Below are 14798 nucleotides of genomic sequence, written 5' to 3'. Positions count from 1 at the left end.
GGCGACTGCGCGGCGGGTCGTACAGGAAGGACACGATCATGGGGCCCGGTGGGAACCGCGGCTGGCTGCTCCGCCTCGTCATCGCCTTCGGCTTCGCGCAGGGGGCGGTGTCGATGGCACGGCCCGCCGTCTCCTACCGGGCCCTCGCGCTGGGCGCGGACGAACGGGCGGTCGGCGTCATCGCCGGTGTGTACGCGCTGCTGCCGCTGTTCGCCGCCGTCCCGCTCGGCCGCCGTACCGACCACGGCCGCTGCGCGCCCCTGCTGCCCGTCGGCGTGGTGCTCATCGCCGGCGGCTGCGCGCTCAGCGGTGTCGCCGGGTCCCTGTGGGCCATGGCCCTGTGGAGCGGCGTCATGGGCCTCGGCCACCTCTGCTTCGTCATCGGCGCCCAGTCGCTGGTCGCCCGCCAGTCCGCGCCGCACGAACAGGACCGCAACTTCGGGCACTTCACCATCGGCGCCTCGCTCGGCCAGCTGATCGGCCCCATCGCCGCGGGCGCGCTGATCGGGGGCCCCGACATGGCCGGCAGCAGCGCGCTGGCCCTGGTGGTGGCGGGCGCGGGCGCGGCGGTCGCCTTCACGTCCCTGTGGCGCATAGAGCATCCGAGGACCGCCGGGGCAGGCAGGGAGCGGGGCGCGCGCGTCCCCGTGGGCAGCATCCTGCGGGCCCGGGGTGTCCCGGCGGGCATCCTGATCAGTCTGTCGGTGCTGTCCGCGACCGACATCCTCACCGCCTATCTGCCGGTGGTCGGCGAGCACCGCGGCATCTCCCCGGCCGTGATCGGCGTCCTGCTCAGCCTGCGCGCGGCGGCCACCATCGCCTGCCGGCTCGTGCTGACGCCCCTGCTGCGGCTGCTCGGGCGCACCGTGCTGCTCACGGTGACCTGTCTGCTGGCCGCCCTGCTGTGCGCCGGGATCGCGCTGCCGGTGCCGGTGTGGGCGCTCGCGCTGATGCTGGTCGTGCTCGGCTTCTGCCTCGGCGTCGGTCAGCCGCTGTCCATGACGACGGTCGTCCAGGCCGCCCCCGACGAGGCCCGTTCCACGGCCCTCGCCCTGCGGCTGACCGGCAACCGCCTCGGCCAGGTCGCCGCGCCCGCCGCGGCGGGACTGATCGCGGGCGTCGCGGGCGTCGCCGCGCCCTTCGTGATGCTCGGCGCGCTGCTCCTGCTCTCGTCCGGGGTCGCCCTGCGCTCCCCGTCGGCGGGACCGGGCGACCGTCGGCGTGCGGGGATCGGGCAGGATGAGCCGGACCGGGCCGGCGGCGACCGGCCGTGCAGGGAAGCGAAGGGGTGAGCGTGATCCTCATCTTTCTGTCCGCAGTCCTCCTCCTGGCCGTAGGCGGCTGTGTCTGCGTCGTGTGGGCGGCCAGGGGCGGCCCGCGCTGGACGCGAGGGGTCTCGAGGGCGACCCTGCTGGCGGGGGAGCTGCTGCGTGCGTCGAACCGTCGCTCGCGCCGAAGCGGGAGCGGGAGCAGCGGTGACAGCGGCGGGGACGGCTGAGGGAACCAGATCGTCCGCTTTCTCACCAGGTGGACGATGGAGGGGGATCCGGTCCGGCGTCTTCCCCCGGCCGCGCACTGTCCGTTAACTTCCGTGACTCACACGCCCCGTACGACCCGCACGAGGGCGTCCGACCGCGGAACACCAGCGTCCAGTGAGCCCCCGGGGGCACCTCCATGACACGCGCCATCTCCCTGCACGACGTGAGCAAGACCTTCGCGCGAGGCGTCCGCGTGGTGGACCGGCTGTCGCTGGACATCGCGCCGGGCGAGTTCCTCGTCCTGCTCGGCCCCTCCGGCTGCGGCAAGTCGACCGTGCTGCGCATGATCGCCGGCCTGGAGGAGGTCACCGAGGGCGAGGTGCTGCTGGACGGCGCGTACGCCAACGACCTGCTCCCCGCCGAGCGGCGGATGGCGATGGTCTTCCAGAACTTCGCGCTGTACCCGAACATGACGACCCGTGGGAACATCGGCTTCCCGCTGCGCGTCGAGGACCCCCAGACCGACCCCGGGCCCCGCGTGGACGCCACCGCCCGCATGCTGGGCATCGAGGACCTCCTCGACCGCCTGCCCGCCCAGCTCTCCGGCGGCGAACGCCAGCGCGTCGCCATGGGCCGGGCCATCGCCCGCCACCCCACCGCCTTCCTGATGGACGAGCCGCTGTCCAACCTGGACGCCAAGCTCCGCAACCACCTGCGCGCCGAGATCACCCGGCTGACCCGGGAACTGGGCGTCACCACGATCTACGTCACCCACGACCAGTCCGAGGCCATGTCCCTCGGCGACCGGGTCGCGGTCCTGCGCGGCGGCGTGCTCCAGCAGGTGGACACCCCGCGCGCCGTGTACGCCCTGCCCCGCAACGTCTTCGTCGCCGCCTTCATCGGCACCCCGCGCATCAACCTGCTGCGCGGGATCGTGCGCGCCCCGCTGGACGGCGCGATGACGATCAGCCTGGGCAAGCAGTTCCTGCGCCTGCCCGAACCGCTCTGCCTGGACCACCAGTTGCTCCGCGTCCAGCAGGGCCGGGAGGTGATCGTGGGCCTGCGTTCGGAGGCGGTCCGGATCGCGAAGCCCACGTCCGCCCGCTCCGGCGAGGTGCTGCTCACCGGCCTGGTGGAGCACGTCGAGTTCCAGGGCCACGAGATCCTCGTCCACCTCAACACCGGGTCGCGGCCCGCCGTCGTGCCCGACCTGGAGGCCCCGCGGCCCGCCACCCGGCCCGTCCGGCGCCGCCGCCGCGACGGCACCGTCCTCGACCGGCTGAGGGAGCGGGCGGGCACCCTGCGTGCCGGGCCGCTGGTGGTCATGGACGAAGCGGAGGAGGCGCAGGGGCGGAGCCCCGCCGTCACCGCTCCCGACGGCCGCCTCCCCGGCGACCTGATCGTCCGCACCACCCCCGACATCGACCTGCGCCACGGCATGCAGGTCCCGCTGCTCGTCGACCTCGCCCACCTGTTCGTCTTCGACCAGCACGGTGACCGCATCTGCCCGGCCCCCGCGCGGCTGCCGGACCTGGAGGAGTGAACCCGCGGGGACCGCGTCCCCGGGGAGGGTGAGCCGCGCCACCATCGGGGGAGCCCCTGGTGCCGTAAAACTATCGGCGCTAGTTTGGGGCCGGACGACAAGGCCCGCCCGGAGGGAACCCGATGAAGGCACACGACGGCATGTACATCGACGGGGCCTGGCGGTCCGCCGACGGCCGGGACACGATCGACGTCGTGAACCCGGTCGACGAGCGGGTGATCGGCACGGTCCCCGCCGGCACCGCCCTGGACGTCGACACCGCCGTACGCGCGGCCCGCGCCGCCCTGCCCGGCTGGGCCGCCACCCCGCCCGCCGAGCGCGCCGCCCGCCTGGCCGCCCTGCGGGACGTGCTGGTCGCCCGCAAGGACGAGGTCGCCGAGACGGTCACCGCCGAACTGGGCTCCCCGCTGAAGTTCTCGCAGGCCGTGCACGCCGCCGCCCCGATCGCGGTCGCGGGCTCCTACGCCGAGCTGGCGGCGACGTACGCCTTCGAGGAGAAGGTCGGCAACTCCGTCGTCCACCACGAGCCGGTCGGCGTGGTCGGCGCCATCACCCCCTGGAACTACCCGCTGCACCAGATCGTCGCCAAGGTCGCCCCGGCGCTCGCGGCCGGCTGCACGATCGTGCTCAAGCCCGCCGAGGACACCCCGCTCACCGCGCAGCTCTTCGCCGAGGCGGTGCACGAGGCGGGCCTCCCCGCGGGCGTCTTCAACCTGGTCACCGGCCTCGGCCCGGTCGCCGGCCAGGCCCTCGCCGAGCACCCCGGCGTCGACCTGGTCTCCTTCACCGGCTCGACGGCGGTCGGCCGCCGGATCGGCGCCCTCGCCGGCGCCGCCGTCAAGAACGTCGCCCTCGAACTCGGCGGCAAGTCCGCCAACGTCATCCTGCCCAGCGCCGACCTGGCCAAGGCCGTGAACGTCGGCGTCGCCAACGTCATGTCCAACTCCGGTCAGACGTGCAGCGCCTGGACCCGCATGCTCGTCCACCGCGACCAGTACGACGAGGCGGTGGAGCTGGCCGCCCAGGCCGCCGCCAAGTACGGCGACCGGATCGGCCCGGTCGTCAACGCCAAGCAGCAGGAGCGCGTGCGCGGATACATCGAGAAGGGCGTCGCGGAGGGCGCGCGGATCGTCGCGGGCGGCCCCGAAGCCCCGCAGGAGCAGGGTTACTTCGTCTCCCCGACGGTCCTCGCCGACGTCACCGAGGACATGACGGTCGCCCAGGAGGAGATCTTCGGCCCCGTCCTGTCCGTCCTGCGCTACGAGGACGAGGAGGACGCCCTGCGGATCGCCAACGGCACGGTGTACGGCCTGGCCGGTGCCGTCTGGGCCGGGGACGAGGCCGAGGCCGTCGCCTTCGCCCGGCGGATGGAGACCGGCCAGGTCGACATCAACGGCGGACGGTTCAACCCGCTGGCCCCCTTCGGCGGCTACAAGCAGTCCGGCGTGGGCCGCGAGCTGGGCGCGCACGGCCTCACCGAGTACCTCCAGACCAAGTCCCTCCAGTTCTAGCCAGGGGAGTAGCCCACGCCATGGCCGTCCGTTCCGCTGTCCGAGCCGCCGTCGTCCCCGCCGTAGGCGCCCCGCTGGAGGTCACCGGGATCGAACTCCCCGAACCGGGCCCCGGGCGGGTGCGGGTGCGGCTCGCCGCCGCCGGGGTCTGCCACTCCGACCTGTCCCTGTCCAACGGCACCATGCGCGTGCCGCTCCCCGCCGTCCTCGGCCACGAGGGCGCCGGCACCGTCCTGTCCGTCGGCGAGGACGTCACCCACGTCGCGCCAGGCGACGCCGTGGTACTCAACTGGGCCCCGTCCTGCGGCGCGTGCCACGCCTGCGCGCTCGGCGAGGTCTGGCTGTGCGCGAACGCCCTGGCCGGCGCCGCGCACGTGCACGCCCGCCGCGCCGACGACGGCACCGACCTGCACCCCGGCCTGAACGTCGCCGCGTTCGCCGAGGAGACGGTGGTGGACGCCGGCTGCGTGCTGCCCGCCCCGGACGGCATCCCGCTCACCGACGCGGCACTGCTCGGCTGCGCCGTCCTCACCGGCTACGGCGCCGTCCACCACTCGGCGAGGGTCCGCGAGGGCGAGACCGTCGCGGTCTTCGGCGCCGGGGGAGTGGGCCTCGCCGCCCTCCAGTCGGCCCGGATCGCGGGCGCCTCGAAGATCGTCGCCGTCGACGTGTCCCCGGAGAAGGAGGAGCTGGCCCGCGCGGCCGGCGCCACCGACTACCTGATCGCCTCCGACACCACCGCCCGCGAGATCCGCGCCCTCACCGGCAAGCAGGGCGTCGACGTCGCCGTCGAGTGCGTCGGCCGCGCGACCACCATCCGCACCGCCTGGGAATCCACCCGGCGCGGCGGGCGCACGACGGTCGTCGGCATCGGCGGCAAGGACCAGCAGGTCACCTTCAACGCCCTGGAGATCTTCCACTGGGGCCGCACCCTGTCCGGCTGCGTCTACGGCAACGCCGACCCGGCCCGCGACCTCCCCGTCCTCGCGGAACACGTCCGGGCCGGGCGCCTCGACCTCGGCGCCCTGGTCACGGAGCGCATCGCACTGGACGGCATCCCGGCGGCGTTCGAGAACATGCTGGCGGGCAAGGGCGGCCGGGCGCTGGTGGTGTTCTAGGCCCCGTACCGCGCCACGCGGTCACAAGGGCGCCGGGTCCGACCCGGCGCCCTGTTCGGCGTGCCCGCCCGCGCCGAGCGCCCCTGCGTAGCGCCACGATCGCGTTGCGACAAACATCCGGCACGACTGTTGACCGCATACCGTCCGGTCAGTACGTTCCCCGAAACGTTTCCCCAACGTCCCCTCCCCGCCCTTCCCCCCCCCCGCGTTCCCCCACGCGCCACTCCCCCCCCGCACCCACCGGAGCGTGCCCGTATGGACACCACCCCCTCCGCTCAGCCCCTGGCCGCCACCGCCGGGGCCGCCGCCCCCAACCGCCGCCGGGTGGCCACCGCCGCGGCCCTCGCGTCGGCCGTCGAGTGGTACGACTACTTCGTCTTCGGCATCGCCGCCGCGCTCGTTCTGGGCGACCTGTACTTCCCGGCCGGCAGCTCCACAGCCGGGGTCCTGGCCGCCTTCGCCACCTTCGCGGTCGGCTTCCTGGCCCGCCCGATCGGCGGCATCGTCGCCGGCCAGCTCGGCGACAAGAAGGGCCGCAAGCCGATGCTGGTCATCGCGCTCACCCTGATGGGCGTGGCCACCACCGGCATCGGCCTGCTGCCCACGTACGAGACCATCGGCGTCGCCGCCCCGATCCTGCTCGTCCTGCTCCGCATCGCCCAGGGCGTGGCCGTCGGCGCCCAGTGGGGCGGCGCGATGCTGCTGGCCACCGAGTACGCCCCCGAGGGCAAGCGCGGCATCTACGGCAGCGTCGTCCAGCTCGGCGTCCCCATCGGCGTGGTCACCGCCAACACCGTCTTCCTGCTGGCCGGGGCGTTCACCTCCGAGTCGGCCTTCGAGTCCTGGGGCTGGCGGGTGCCGTTCGTGGTCGGCCTGCTCGTCCTGGGGCTCGCCTGGTACATCCACACCCGCGTCGAGGAGACCCCGGAGTTCCGGGAGGCCGAGCGGGCGCTGGCCGAGAAGGAGCAGGGCGAGCAGGCCTCGCCGCTGCGCACCATCGTGCGCGATCACCTCGGCACGGTCCTGCTGGCCGGCGGCTCCTTCGCCGTGAACACCGCGACGTTCTACATCCTCATCACCGGCGTCCTCGACTACACGACGCGCGAACTGGACATGGACCACGGCGCGGTGCTCGCCGTCTCGCTCTGCGTCAGCCTCACCCAGCTGGTGCTGATCCCGGGCGCCGCCGCCCTGTCCGACAAGTTCGGCCGCATCAGGGTCTACACCGTCGGCGCGGTCGGCATCGCCGTGTGGGCCGTCCCGCTGTTCCTGCTCATCGACACCGGCTCACTGGTGTGGCTGGCGGTCGGCACCTTCGTCGCCAGCTGCTTCCTCAGCATCATGTACGGGCCCCAGGCCGCCCTCTTCGCCGAGCTGTTCACGCCGGAGATGCGCTACACCGGCGCCTCCCTCGGCTACCAGATCGCCGCCGTCGGCGGGGGCGGGCTCGCGCCCTTCGTCATGGTGCTGCTCCTGGAGGCGACGGGTACCTCGATGGCCGTCTCCGGCTACATCATCGCCCTCTCGGTGATCGCCCTGGTGTCCATCAAGGTGCTGGCCGGCAGGGCGCGTTCACGCTGACCGCGAAGCGCCCTCGGGCCGCGGCCCCACCGGCTCGTCCGGGGTCGCGGCCCGAGCCCGCTTGCGGGACCGCGACACCGCCACACCCGCCAGGCAGAGCGCGCCGCCCGCCAGGGTGAGCAGCCCCGGCACCTCACCGAGCGCCAGCCACGACATCAGGACCACCAGGGCGGGCACGGCGTACGTCGTGGCGCCCATGCGCCCGGCGGTCGTCCGGGCCAGCGCGTACGCCCAGGTCGTGAACGCCAGCGCGGTCGGGAACACACCCAGGTACACCATGTTCAGCGTCGCGGATGCGGGCGCGTCGGCCGCCTCGTGCACCAGCTGCCCCGCGAACGGCAGGCAGAGCACCGCACCGACCAGGCAGCCGAACGTCGTCACCTGGAGCGCGCTGGCGTGCCCCAGCGCGGGCTTCTGCGCGACCACCCCGCCCGCGTACGCCACCGCGGCCAGCAGACACAGCACCACCCCGAACAGCGAGGAGCCGCCCTCGCCGGACATCGACAGGCCCACGGTCACCGCACCGGCGAACGACACCGCCATCCCCGCCAGCAGCCGCGGCGGCAGCGCGTCCCCGAGCAGGCGGGCGCCGAGCAGCGCGATGAGGATCGGGCCGACGTTCACCACCAGCGCGGCCGTACCGGCGTCCACCTGCTGCTCGCCCCAGTTCAGGACCACCATGTAGAAGCCGAACCACAGCAGCCCCGATATCGCGATCCCCCGCCAGGCCGGCCGGGGCGGCAACCCTTCCCGCCGCACCAGGCAGATCAGGGCGAGGACCACGGCGCCGGACAGCAGCCGCCCGAGGGCCAGCGCACCCGGCGAGTACGCCTCGCCGGCGCTGCGGATGGAGACGAAGGCGGAGGCCCACAGGACGACGGTCACGGTGGCCGCGCCGGCCGCGAGCAGTTGCGAGCGGCGGGAGGGGGCGGAGAGGGACGGGCGAGCGGTGCTCATCATGCTCCAGACGTTAGGGCGCGACGGTCTCGTGGTCTCGCGGATTTCGGACGGGAAGGCGGGTGCCGCGCGGCTCAGCGCAGCGCCGCCGGATCGATGCCCAGCAGTTCGGAGAGCGCGGCCTCGCCCGCCGGTGTGACCTTCACCGCCCGCTCCGAGCCGATGCGAACGCACCAGCCGGTGTCCAGGGCGTGCTTGCACAGGGCCGCCCCCGCCACGCCCGCGAGGTGCGGACGGCGTTCGGTCCAGTCGAGGCAGGCCCGCGCCAGCGGACGGCGGCCCGTGGCCGTCAGCAGAATCCCGGCCGCGTCGAACCAGCCGAGCCCCGCGTCGGTGAGCGCGAAACCGGTGTCCTGGCGCAGCAGTCCGCGCCCGGTGAGGGCGTCGGTCACCGAGATGCCCAGCCGCCCGGCGAGATGGTCGTAGCAGGTGCGCCCCCGGGCCATCGCCGACCCGGCGCTGGACGCCCGCAGGGTGCGTGGACGCCGGGCGGCGGCCTGCGGCGCGACCTGCGCCGCCAGGTCCTCGACCAGCTGCGCGACCCGCTCGTCGGCCAGCCGGACGTACCGGTGCCGTCCCTGGCACTCCTCGGTGAGCAGCCCGCCCGCGACGAGCTTGCCCAGGTGCTCGCTCACCGTGGAGGCGGCGACGCCCGCGTGCCGGGCCAGCTCACCGGCGGTCCAGGCCCGTCCGTCCAGCAGCGCCAGCAGGCAGGCGGCGCGCGTCTCGTCCGCGATCAGCCCGGCCAGCCGCGCGAGGCCGGGCGCCTCGGCGTCCCTCTCGGTCATGCGTCCAGGATGCGCCACGGACGGTTCGGCGCGCGCCGAAGTGTCCTCAGGCGCCCGGCGCCACCTGCGCGTACTGCTGCGTCAGCCCGTCCAGCAGGGCCGTCAGCCCGGTCTCGAAGGCCCGCTCGTCGATCTTCTCCTGCTGCTCGGCCAGGAGGTGGGCCTGCTGGAGGTGCGGGTAGGCGGCGGGGTCGTAGGCGCCGGCGTCGTCGACGAAGCCGCCGGCGAAGGAACCGAGCGCGGAGCCCATGATGAAGTACCGCATCAGCGCGCCGATGGAGGTGGCCTGGGCCGGGGGCCAGCCGGCCGCGACCATGGCGCCGTAGACGGCGTCCGCGAGGTGCAGCCCGGCCGGACGGCGGCCGGGGCCGTGCGCCAGTACGGGGACGATGTTGGGGTGGTCGCGCAGGGCCGCCCGGTAGGAGACGGCCCAGTCGTGCAGCGCGGTCCGCCACTCCCGGCCGTCCTCGAACATCGACAGGTCCACCTGCGCGCTCACCGAGTCGGCGACGGCCTCCAGGATCTCGTCCTTGGTGCGGAAGTGGTTGTAGAGCGAGGGCCCGCTGACGCCCAGCTCCGCGGCGAGCCGGCGGGTGGAGACGGCCGCGAGGCCCTCCGCGTCCACCAGCGCGCGGGCTTTCTCGACGATCCGGTCGGTGCTGAGCAGGGGCTTGCGCGGTCGGGCCATGGCGCACATAGTAGGGCTGCGGCTTTAAACTAGCAGTGCTAATTTAAAGGCCGGTTTTCAAGTCCACCGGTCAAGGACCGTCTTCTGTGGGGTGACTCGGCATGAATCTGGAGCTCAGCGAGGAGCAGAGCGCCGTGCGGCGGCTCGCGCGGGACTTCGTGGAGCGCGAGATCGCCCCGCACGTCGTCGCCTGGGACCGCGCCGAGGAGGTGGACCGGTCCATCGTGAAGAAACTCGGCGAGGTCGGCTTCCTCGGGCTCACCGTCGACGAGGAGTACGGCGGCTCCGGCGGCGACCACCTCGCGTACTGCCTGGTGACGGAGGAGCTGGGGCGCGGCGACAGTTCCGTGCGCGGCATCGTGTCCGTCTCCCTCGGCCTGGTCGCCAAGACCATCGCCGCCTGGGGCGACGAGGAGCAGAAGCGGCGCTGGCTGCCGGGGCTCACCTCCGGCGCGTACGTCGGCTGCTTCGGCCTGACCGAGCCCGGCACCGGCTCGGACGCGGGAAACCTCGCCACCCGGGCGGTCCGTGACGGCGACGACTACGTCATCAACGGCACCAAGATGTTCATCACCAACGGCACCTGGGCCGACGTCGTCCTGCTCTTCGCCCGCTCCACCGACGCCCCGGGCCACAAGGGCGTCTCCGCCTTCCTGGTGCCCACCGACACCCCCGGCCTGACCCGGCGCACCGTCCACGGCAAGCTCGGGCTGCGCGGCCAGGCCACCGCCGAACTGGTCCTGGAGGACGTCCGGGTTCCGGCCTCCGCGATGCTCGCGCCCGAGGGCAAGGGCTTCTCGGTCGCCATGTCCGCGCTCGCCAAGGGGCGGATGTCGGTCGCGGCCGGCTGCGTCGGCATAGCCCAGGCCGCGCTGGACGCGGCCGTGCGGTACGCCGGCGAGCGCGAGCAGTTCGGGAAGACCATCGCCCACCACCAGCTGGTGCAGGAGCTGATCAGCGACATCGCCCTCGACGTGGACGCGGCCCGGCTGCTGACCTGGCGGGTCGCCGACCTGATCGACCGCGGGCAGCCCTTCACCGTCGAGTCCTCCAAGGCCAAGCTGTTCGCCTCGGAGGCGGCCGTGCGCGCCGCCAACAACGCCCTCCAGGTCTTCGGCGGCTACGGCTACATCGACGAGTACCCGGTCGGCAAACTGCTGCGCGACGCCCGCGTGATGACGCTGTACGAGGGCACCAGCCAGATCCAGAAACTGGTCATCGGACGGGCGCTGACGGGGGTTTCGGCCTTCTGAGGGCCGGGGGTTCTGAGTACCTCGACTGAGTACGGCGGCGGATGTGGCCCGGACCACATCCGCCGATCCTTGTGTCCATGAGTGACACACCGGTCAAGCAGCAGAACACGGCGGCCTTCTACGGGCAGGCCGTCGCGTCGTTCTCGGTCGCCATGGCCGCCACCGCCATCGGCATCTACCAGCTCCAGGCCGACGCCTGGGTCCGTGCCTTCCTGGCCATCGCCGTCCTGTACCTGGTCACCTCGGCCTTCACGCTGGCCAAGATCATCCGGGACCGTCAGGAGGTGGGGCAGATCGTGAGCCGTGTGGACCAGGCGCGGCTGGACAAGATCCTTGTGGAGCACGACCCGTTCCACAAGCCCGGCGGCCCCTCCGCCGGGCAGCGCGCCTAAGCGCCCGCTCAGTATCGGCGGTATGGTGGTGGCTCCTGTCACCGAGAGGGGCGAACACGCGATGAGTACGGCGGCCGAGACGACGGGCGGCGACATCGAGCCGTGGGAAGAGGTCACGCCTGACGCGGCCCGGCGGCTCCTGGTCGCCGCCGTGGAGGCGTTCGCCGAACGCGGGTACCACGCGACCACGACCCGCGACATCGCCGGGCGGGCCGGCATGAGCCCGGCCGCGCTCTACATCCACTACAAGACCAAGGAAGAGCTGCTGCACCGCATCAGCCGCATCGGTCACACCCGGGCGGTGGCCATCCTGCGCTCCGCGGCCCAGGGCGACGGCAGTGCGACCGAACGGCTCGCCGACGCCGTGAGCTCCTTCGTCCGCTGGCACGCCGGCCGGCGCACGACCGCGCGGGTCGTGCAGTACGAGCTGGACGCGCTCGGTCCCGAGGCCCGGGAGGAGATCCTCACGCTCCGCCGGCAGTGCGACGCCGCGGTGCGCGGCATCATCGACGACGGCGTGGCGACGGGCGAGTTCGACGTGCCGGACGTCAAGGGCACCACGCTCGCCGTGCTGTCCCTCTGCATCGACGTGGCCCGCTGGTTCAACGTGAACGGCGCCCGGACGCCCGACGAGGTCGGCGCGCTCTACGCCGACCTCGTACTGCGGATGGTCGGGGCCGGGGCGTCCGGCTCCGACCGGTCCGCTCAGACGTAGTAGCGGGAGACGGACTCGGCGACGCAGACCGGCTTGTCGCCGCCCTCGCGTTCCACCGTGAAGGCGACGGACACCTGGATCCCGCCCGTGACGTCCTCGACGCCGGTGATCGTCGCCGTGGCGCGCAGGCGCGAGCCGACCGGGACGGGGGAGGGGAAACGGACCTTGTTGGTGCCGTAGTTGACGCCCATCTTCACGCCCTCGACCCTGATCAGCTGCGGCCCGAAGAGCGGGAGCAGCGACAGGGTCAGATAGCCGTGCGCGATGGTGGTGCCGAAGGGGCCCGCGGCGGCCTTCTCCGGGTCGACGTGGATCCACTGGTGGTCGCCGGTGGCCTCGGCGAACAGGTCGATCCGCTTCTGGTCGACCTCCAGCCAGTCGGTGTGTCCCAGCTGCTCGCCCACCGCCGCCTTCACCTCGTCGACGGATGTGAAGATCCTCGGCTCTGCCATGCTCCCGGCCTCCCGTGTGACGCGACTCTAAGCGACTGCTTAGCATGGTCGCCCGGGAAGCGCCTGTCAACGGACCGGACGGGTGACGGGCCGGGTGGGTAGGGTTCGAGGGGTGCCTCAGATTCCCGAGAAGATCCATGAGCTCACCGTCGGCCAGCTCGCCGCGCGCAGTGGCGCCGCCGTCTCCGCCCTGCACTTCTACGAGTCCAAGGGACTGATCAGCAGTCGCCGTACCTCGGGCAACCAGCGCCGCTTCAGCCGTGACGCGCTGCGCCGCGTCGCCTTCGTACGGGCGGCCCAACGGGTCGGCATCCCCCTCGCGACGATCCGCGAGGCGCTCTCGGAGCTGCCCGAGGGCCGCACCCCCACCCGGGACGACTGGGCCCGCCTCTCGGCGTCCTGGCGCTCCGAACTGGACGAGCGCATCAAGCAGCTCAACCGGTTGCGCGACCACCTCACCGACTGCATCGGCTGCGGCTGCCTCTCCCTGGACACCTGCGTCCTGTCCAACCCGGACGACGCGTTCGGAGAGAGCCGAGCGGGTTCCCGCCTCCTGGTGGAACGCAAGCCCCGGCACCCGTCCGGCCGCAACTGCGCCCCGACCCCGACGAACTGCGACTGACCCGCCTCCGCACATCCCGTCCGGCCCCTGACACCGCTTGTGCGGCGGCGTTCCGCCGCCCCGGCGTGGTGTTCACGCCCCGCCCCGCCGTGCCGAGGCCCACTCCTCAAGGCCCGCCCTCACCAGTTCGGCGTTGGAGGCGGCGCGGCTGCCGTCCGGCAGGAACAGGGTGTCCTCCAGGCCGATCCGGGTCGGCAGGCCCAGGTGGCCGGCGAGGCGGAGCACCGGCCAGGTGCCCGCGTCCTCGCCGTGCAGCAGGACCGGGCGGCCGTAAGCCGTGCCCAGCGTGGACAGCAGGGCCCGTGCGGTGTCACGCGCGGTCGACGGGCCGGTGTCCGTGACCTCGGCCAGTACCCGCAGCACCCTCGGTCCCAGCGGTGAGCGCAGGAAGCGTGCCGCCCCGTCCGTGCCCGACCAGATGCCGGCCTCCACGCCCACCCCGCGCTCCAGCAGCGCGGCCGCGGTCTCCTCGGCGCCCGGCTCGTGCCAGTTGACCGACGCGTGGTCGGGCAGCACCGTCCAACTCCGTATCCGCGCCACCCGGGCGGCCGGGTCGGGCTCCGCCCAGGCGCCCGTCGTGACGCCGACCGGAACCGGGGCCGGCACCCGCGCGCGCACCGCCTCCAGCGTGGCCGCGAGCACGCGCGGCGACAACGTGTCCCGGCCACAGGGTGTCTTCGGGTGGACGTGGACATCCGTCGCACCGGCGGCGACCGCTCCCGCCACGGAGTCCGCGAGCGCCTCCGGCGACAGCGGCACCACCGCCCCGTCGGCGGCCTCCCGGCCCCCGTTCGCACACAGTTGCACCATCCCCCCATGGTGCCGGGCGCCACTGACAACACCCGTCGGCAGCCGGTCGTCGGGGGTGCGGCCTCCCCGGCACACCCCCGCGAGTCCGGCTACGCCGACATCAGCAGCCGTCGCCCCCGACGGGCCTCCGCGAGCGCGTCGGGGGTGAGGACCGGCCGCGGTACGAGGATCCCGCACTCCGCGCAGACGGGCCCCGTCGAGGGTTCGTGGTCGAGGTCATAGGTCCAGACGAGGCGTTCCCCGTCGCACACCGGGCAGACGGAGCCCGGTTCCCGCTCCAGCGCCGAGATCAGCCGACGCAGTACTTCCGCCAGCGGCCAGTCGGGATGCACCCGGGGGTCGTCGCACCAGGCGACACCGAAACCGCCCCAGGTCAGCCGGTGCCAGTCGTCCACGCTGCCCGGCCTGCGCAGCCCGTCGTGCTTCTCCTTCCTGCGCCGCTCGGCGAACTCGACCTCATAGGCCAGCCACACGGAACGCGCCTCCTCCAGCTCCTCCAGTGCGGCCACGAGCCGCACCGGGTCCGGAGAGCGGTCCTCGGGACCGAACCCCGCCCTGGAGCAGAGATGGTCCCACGTGGCCCTGTGCCCATAAGGGGCAAAACGTTCAAGGCACTTGCGCAGCGAATAACGCCGCAGCGCCAGGTCGCACCGTGGATCGCGGACCTGTCTCGCCAGACTTCGGAAACCGGCCATCGCCCTGCACCTCCGTCACACCTGCACCTGTACTCGGGTCACTTCGGCGTCGTCGTACGGACGTCGCCGAATAGACGTATCGACAACCGATTCGGCTCCATCCGATTTCCGATGCCCCCCATCAGCCGATCCACCCACTGGAAAAAAGTGACGCATGTTCATCTTCCAACTCGGGGATACCGGCGGTAACGTCCC

At 73.1% G+C, this 14798-nt stretch carries 15 protein-coding genes; 9 read left to right on the top strand and 6 right to left on the bottom strand.

Translation table 11 applies throughout. The features are described from left to right. Nucleotides 1–38 precede the first annotated feature (38 nt). From ACZ67M_RS33585 to ACZ67M_RS33565, 5 genes are all read left to right on the top strand, one after another. Nucleotides 39–1292: an MFS transporter gene (locus ACZ67M_RS33585; RefSeq protein ID WP_469853892.1), complete on the top strand. Its 1254-nt coding sequence runs from the start codon at nucleotides 39–41 to the stop codon at nucleotides 1290–1292. A 382-nt stretch (nucleotides 1293–1674) separates the two neighbouring features. Continuing rightward, nucleotides 1675–3021 (top strand): ABC transporter ATP-binding protein, encoded by a 1347-nt coding sequence (locus ACZ67M_RS33580; RefSeq protein WP_469853891.1) that lies wholly within the window; start codon nucleotides 1675–1677, stop codon nucleotides 3019–3021. 122 nt (nucleotides 3022–3143) lie between these two features. Further along, the gene (locus tag ACZ67M_RS33575; RefSeq protein ID WP_361360596.1) at nucleotides 3144–4532 is read left to right on the top strand and encodes an aldehyde dehydrogenase family protein; all 1389 of its coding nucleotides are present in this window, start codon (nucleotides 3144–3146) and stop codon (nucleotides 4530–4532) included. Nucleotides 4533–4552: 20 nt separating this feature from the next. Beyond that, nucleotides 4553–5650, top strand: coding sequence for a Zn-dependent alcohol dehydrogenase (locus ACZ67M_RS33570; RefSeq protein WP_392104943.1), 1098 nt, complete (start codon nucleotides 4553–4555; stop codon nucleotides 5648–5650). A 255-nt stretch (nucleotides 5651–5905) separates the two neighbouring features. After that, nucleotides 5906–7231 carry an MFS transporter gene (locus ACZ67M_RS33565; protein WP_392104945.1) on the top strand — a complete coding sequence of 442 codons (1326 nt, stop codon included), beginning with the start codon at nucleotides 5906–5908 and terminating at the stop codon, nucleotides 7229–7231. Here the strand turns inward: ACZ67M_RS33565 and ACZ67M_RS33560 are convergent. The 3 genes from ACZ67M_RS33560 to ACZ67M_RS33550 form a co-directional block, all read right to left on the bottom strand. Then, a complete protein-coding gene (locus tag ACZ67M_RS33560; protein ID WP_469853890.1) occupies nucleotides 7223–8191 on the bottom strand; it encodes a DMT family transporter in 969 nt (322 codons plus the stop codon). The genes ACZ67M_RS33565 and ACZ67M_RS33560 overlap by 9 nt on opposite strands. Before the next feature lie 71 nt (nucleotides 8192–8262). Then, a complete protein-coding gene (locus ACZ67M_RS33555) occupies nucleotides 8263–8976 on the bottom strand; it encodes an ArsR/SmtB family transcription factor (protein WP_469853889.1) in 714 nt (237 codons plus the stop codon). 46 nt (nucleotides 8977–9022) lie between these two features. Continuing rightward, complete coding sequence (locus ACZ67M_RS33550; protein WP_361360606.1) at nucleotides 9023–9664, bottom strand: TetR/AcrR family transcriptional regulator; 642 nt, start codon at nucleotides 9662–9664, stop codon at nucleotides 9023–9025. A gap of 101 nt (nucleotides 9665–9765) precedes the next feature. Here ACZ67M_RS33550 and ACZ67M_RS33545 point away from each other — a divergent pair, with 101 nt between their 5' ends. The 3 genes from ACZ67M_RS33545 to ACZ67M_RS33535 all read left to right on the top strand — a co-directional run bounded on the left by ACZ67M_RS33545 (nucleotide 9766) and on the right by ACZ67M_RS33535 (nucleotide 12024). After that, nucleotides 9766–10917 carry an acyl-CoA dehydrogenase family protein gene (locus ACZ67M_RS33545; protein ID WP_469853888.1) on the top strand — a complete coding sequence of 384 codons (1152 nt, stop codon included), beginning with the start codon at nucleotides 9766–9768 and terminating at the stop codon, nucleotides 10915–10917. A 77-nt stretch (nucleotides 10918–10994) separates the two neighbouring features. Beyond that, nucleotides 10995–11309, top strand: coding sequence for a YiaA/YiaB family inner membrane protein (locus ACZ67M_RS33540; protein ID WP_125495536.1), 315 nt, complete (start codon nucleotides 10995–10997; stop codon nucleotides 11307–11309). A 61-nt stretch (nucleotides 11310–11370) separates the two neighbouring features. Next, nucleotides 11371–12024 carry a TetR/AcrR family transcriptional regulator gene (locus ACZ67M_RS33535; protein WP_307010813.1) on the top strand — a complete coding sequence of 218 codons (654 nt, stop codon included), beginning with the start codon at nucleotides 11371–11373 and terminating at the stop codon, nucleotides 12022–12024. Here ACZ67M_RS33535 and ACZ67M_RS33530 read toward each other — a convergent pair. After that, nucleotides 12015–12476, bottom strand: coding sequence for a MaoC family dehydratase (locus ACZ67M_RS33530; RefSeq protein WP_125495538.1), 462 nt, complete (start codon nucleotides 12474–12476; stop codon nucleotides 12015–12017). The two genes, ACZ67M_RS33535 and ACZ67M_RS33530, sit on opposite strands and share 10 nt — an antisense overlap. A gap of 112 nt (nucleotides 12477–12588) precedes the next feature. Between ACZ67M_RS33530 and soxR the strand changes: the two genes are divergently transcribed. Then, nucleotides 12589–13098 carry a redox-sensitive transcriptional activator SoxR gene (gene soxR, locus ACZ67M_RS33525; RefSeq protein ID WP_361360610.1) on the top strand — a complete coding sequence of 170 codons (510 nt, stop codon included), beginning with the start codon at nucleotides 12589–12591 and terminating at the stop codon, nucleotides 13096–13098. 72 nt (nucleotides 13099–13170) lie between these two features. On the opposite strand, the gene ACZ67M_RS33520 is transcribed toward soxR, so the two are convergent. Both ACZ67M_RS33520 and ACZ67M_RS33515 read right to left on the bottom strand, forming a co-directional pair. Next, nucleotides 13171–13908 (bottom strand): 3-keto-5-aminohexanoate cleavage protein, encoded by a 738-nt coding sequence (locus ACZ67M_RS33520; protein ID WP_392014041.1) that lies wholly within the window; start codon nucleotides 13906–13908, stop codon nucleotides 13171–13173. Between the two features lie 89 nt (nucleotides 13909–13997). Then, nucleotides 13998–14603 (bottom strand): hypothetical protein, encoded by a 606-nt coding sequence (locus ACZ67M_RS33515; protein ID WP_234960815.1) that lies wholly within the window; start codon nucleotides 14601–14603, stop codon nucleotides 13998–14000. Nucleotides 14604–14798: the final 195 nt, after the last annotated feature.

The organism is Streptomyces sp. NPDC107500, from assembly GCF_055582785.1.
The sequence above is the reverse complement of the archived record's forward strand: the minus strand, read 5'-3'. Positions and strand labels throughout refer to the sequence as shown.

Bases quoted from the DNA above. Each gene is read 5' to 3' on its own strand.
- ACZ67M_RS33535 (WP_307010813.1), top strand. From the start codon at position 11,371: ATGAGTACGGCGGCCGAGACGACGGGCGGCGACATCGAGCCGTGGGAA.
- ACZ67M_RS33585 (WP_469853892.1), top strand. From the start codon at position 39: ATGGGGCCCGGTGGGAACCGCGGCTGGCTGCTCCGCCTCGTCATCGCC.
- ACZ67M_RS33515 (WP_234960815.1), bottom strand. From the start codon at position 14,603: ATGGCCGGTTTCCGAAGTCTGGCGAGACAGGTCCGCGATCCACGGTGC.
- ACZ67M_RS33565 (WP_392104945.1), top strand. From the start codon at position 5,906: ATGGACACCACCCCCTCCGCTCAGCCCCTGGCCGCCACCGCCGGGGCC.
- ACZ67M_RS33540 (WP_125495536.1), top strand. From the start codon at position 10,995: ATGAGTGACACACCGGTCAAGCAGCAGAACACGGCGGCCTTCTACGGG.
- ACZ67M_RS33580 (WP_469853891.1), top strand. From the start codon at position 1,675: ATGACACGCGCCATCTCCCTGCACGACGTGAGCAAGACCTTCGCGCGA.
- ACZ67M_RS33570 (WP_392104943.1), top strand. From the start codon at position 4,553: ATGGCCGTCCGTTCCGCTGTCCGAGCCGCCGTCGTCCCCGCCGTAGGC.
- ACZ67M_RS33575 (WP_361360596.1), top strand. From the start codon at position 3,144: ATGAAGGCACACGACGGCATGTACATCGACGGGGCCTGGCGGTCCGCC.
- ACZ67M_RS33550 (WP_361360606.1), bottom strand. From the start codon at position 9,664: ATGGCCCGACCGCGCAAGCCCCTGCTCAGCACCGACCGGATCGTCGAG.
- ACZ67M_RS33555 (WP_469853889.1), bottom strand. From the start codon at position 8,976: ATGACCGAGAGGGACGCCGAGGCGCCCGGCCTCGCGCGGCTGGCCGGG.
- ACZ67M_RS33530 (WP_125495538.1), bottom strand. From the start codon at position 12,476: ATGGCAGAGCCGAGGATCTTCACATCCGTCGACGAGGTGAAGGCGGCG.
- ACZ67M_RS33520 (WP_392014041.1), bottom strand. From the start codon at position 13,908: ATGGTGCAACTGTGTGCGAACGGGGGCCGGGAGGCCGCCGACGGGGCG.
- ACZ67M_RS33560 (WP_469853890.1), bottom strand. From the start codon at position 8,191: ATGATGAGCACCGCTCGCCCGTCCCTCTCCGCCCCCTCCCGCCGCTCG.
- ACZ67M_RS33545 (WP_469853888.1), top strand. From the start codon at position 9,766: ATGAATCTGGAGCTCAGCGAGGAGCAGAGCGCCGTGCGGCGGCTCGCG.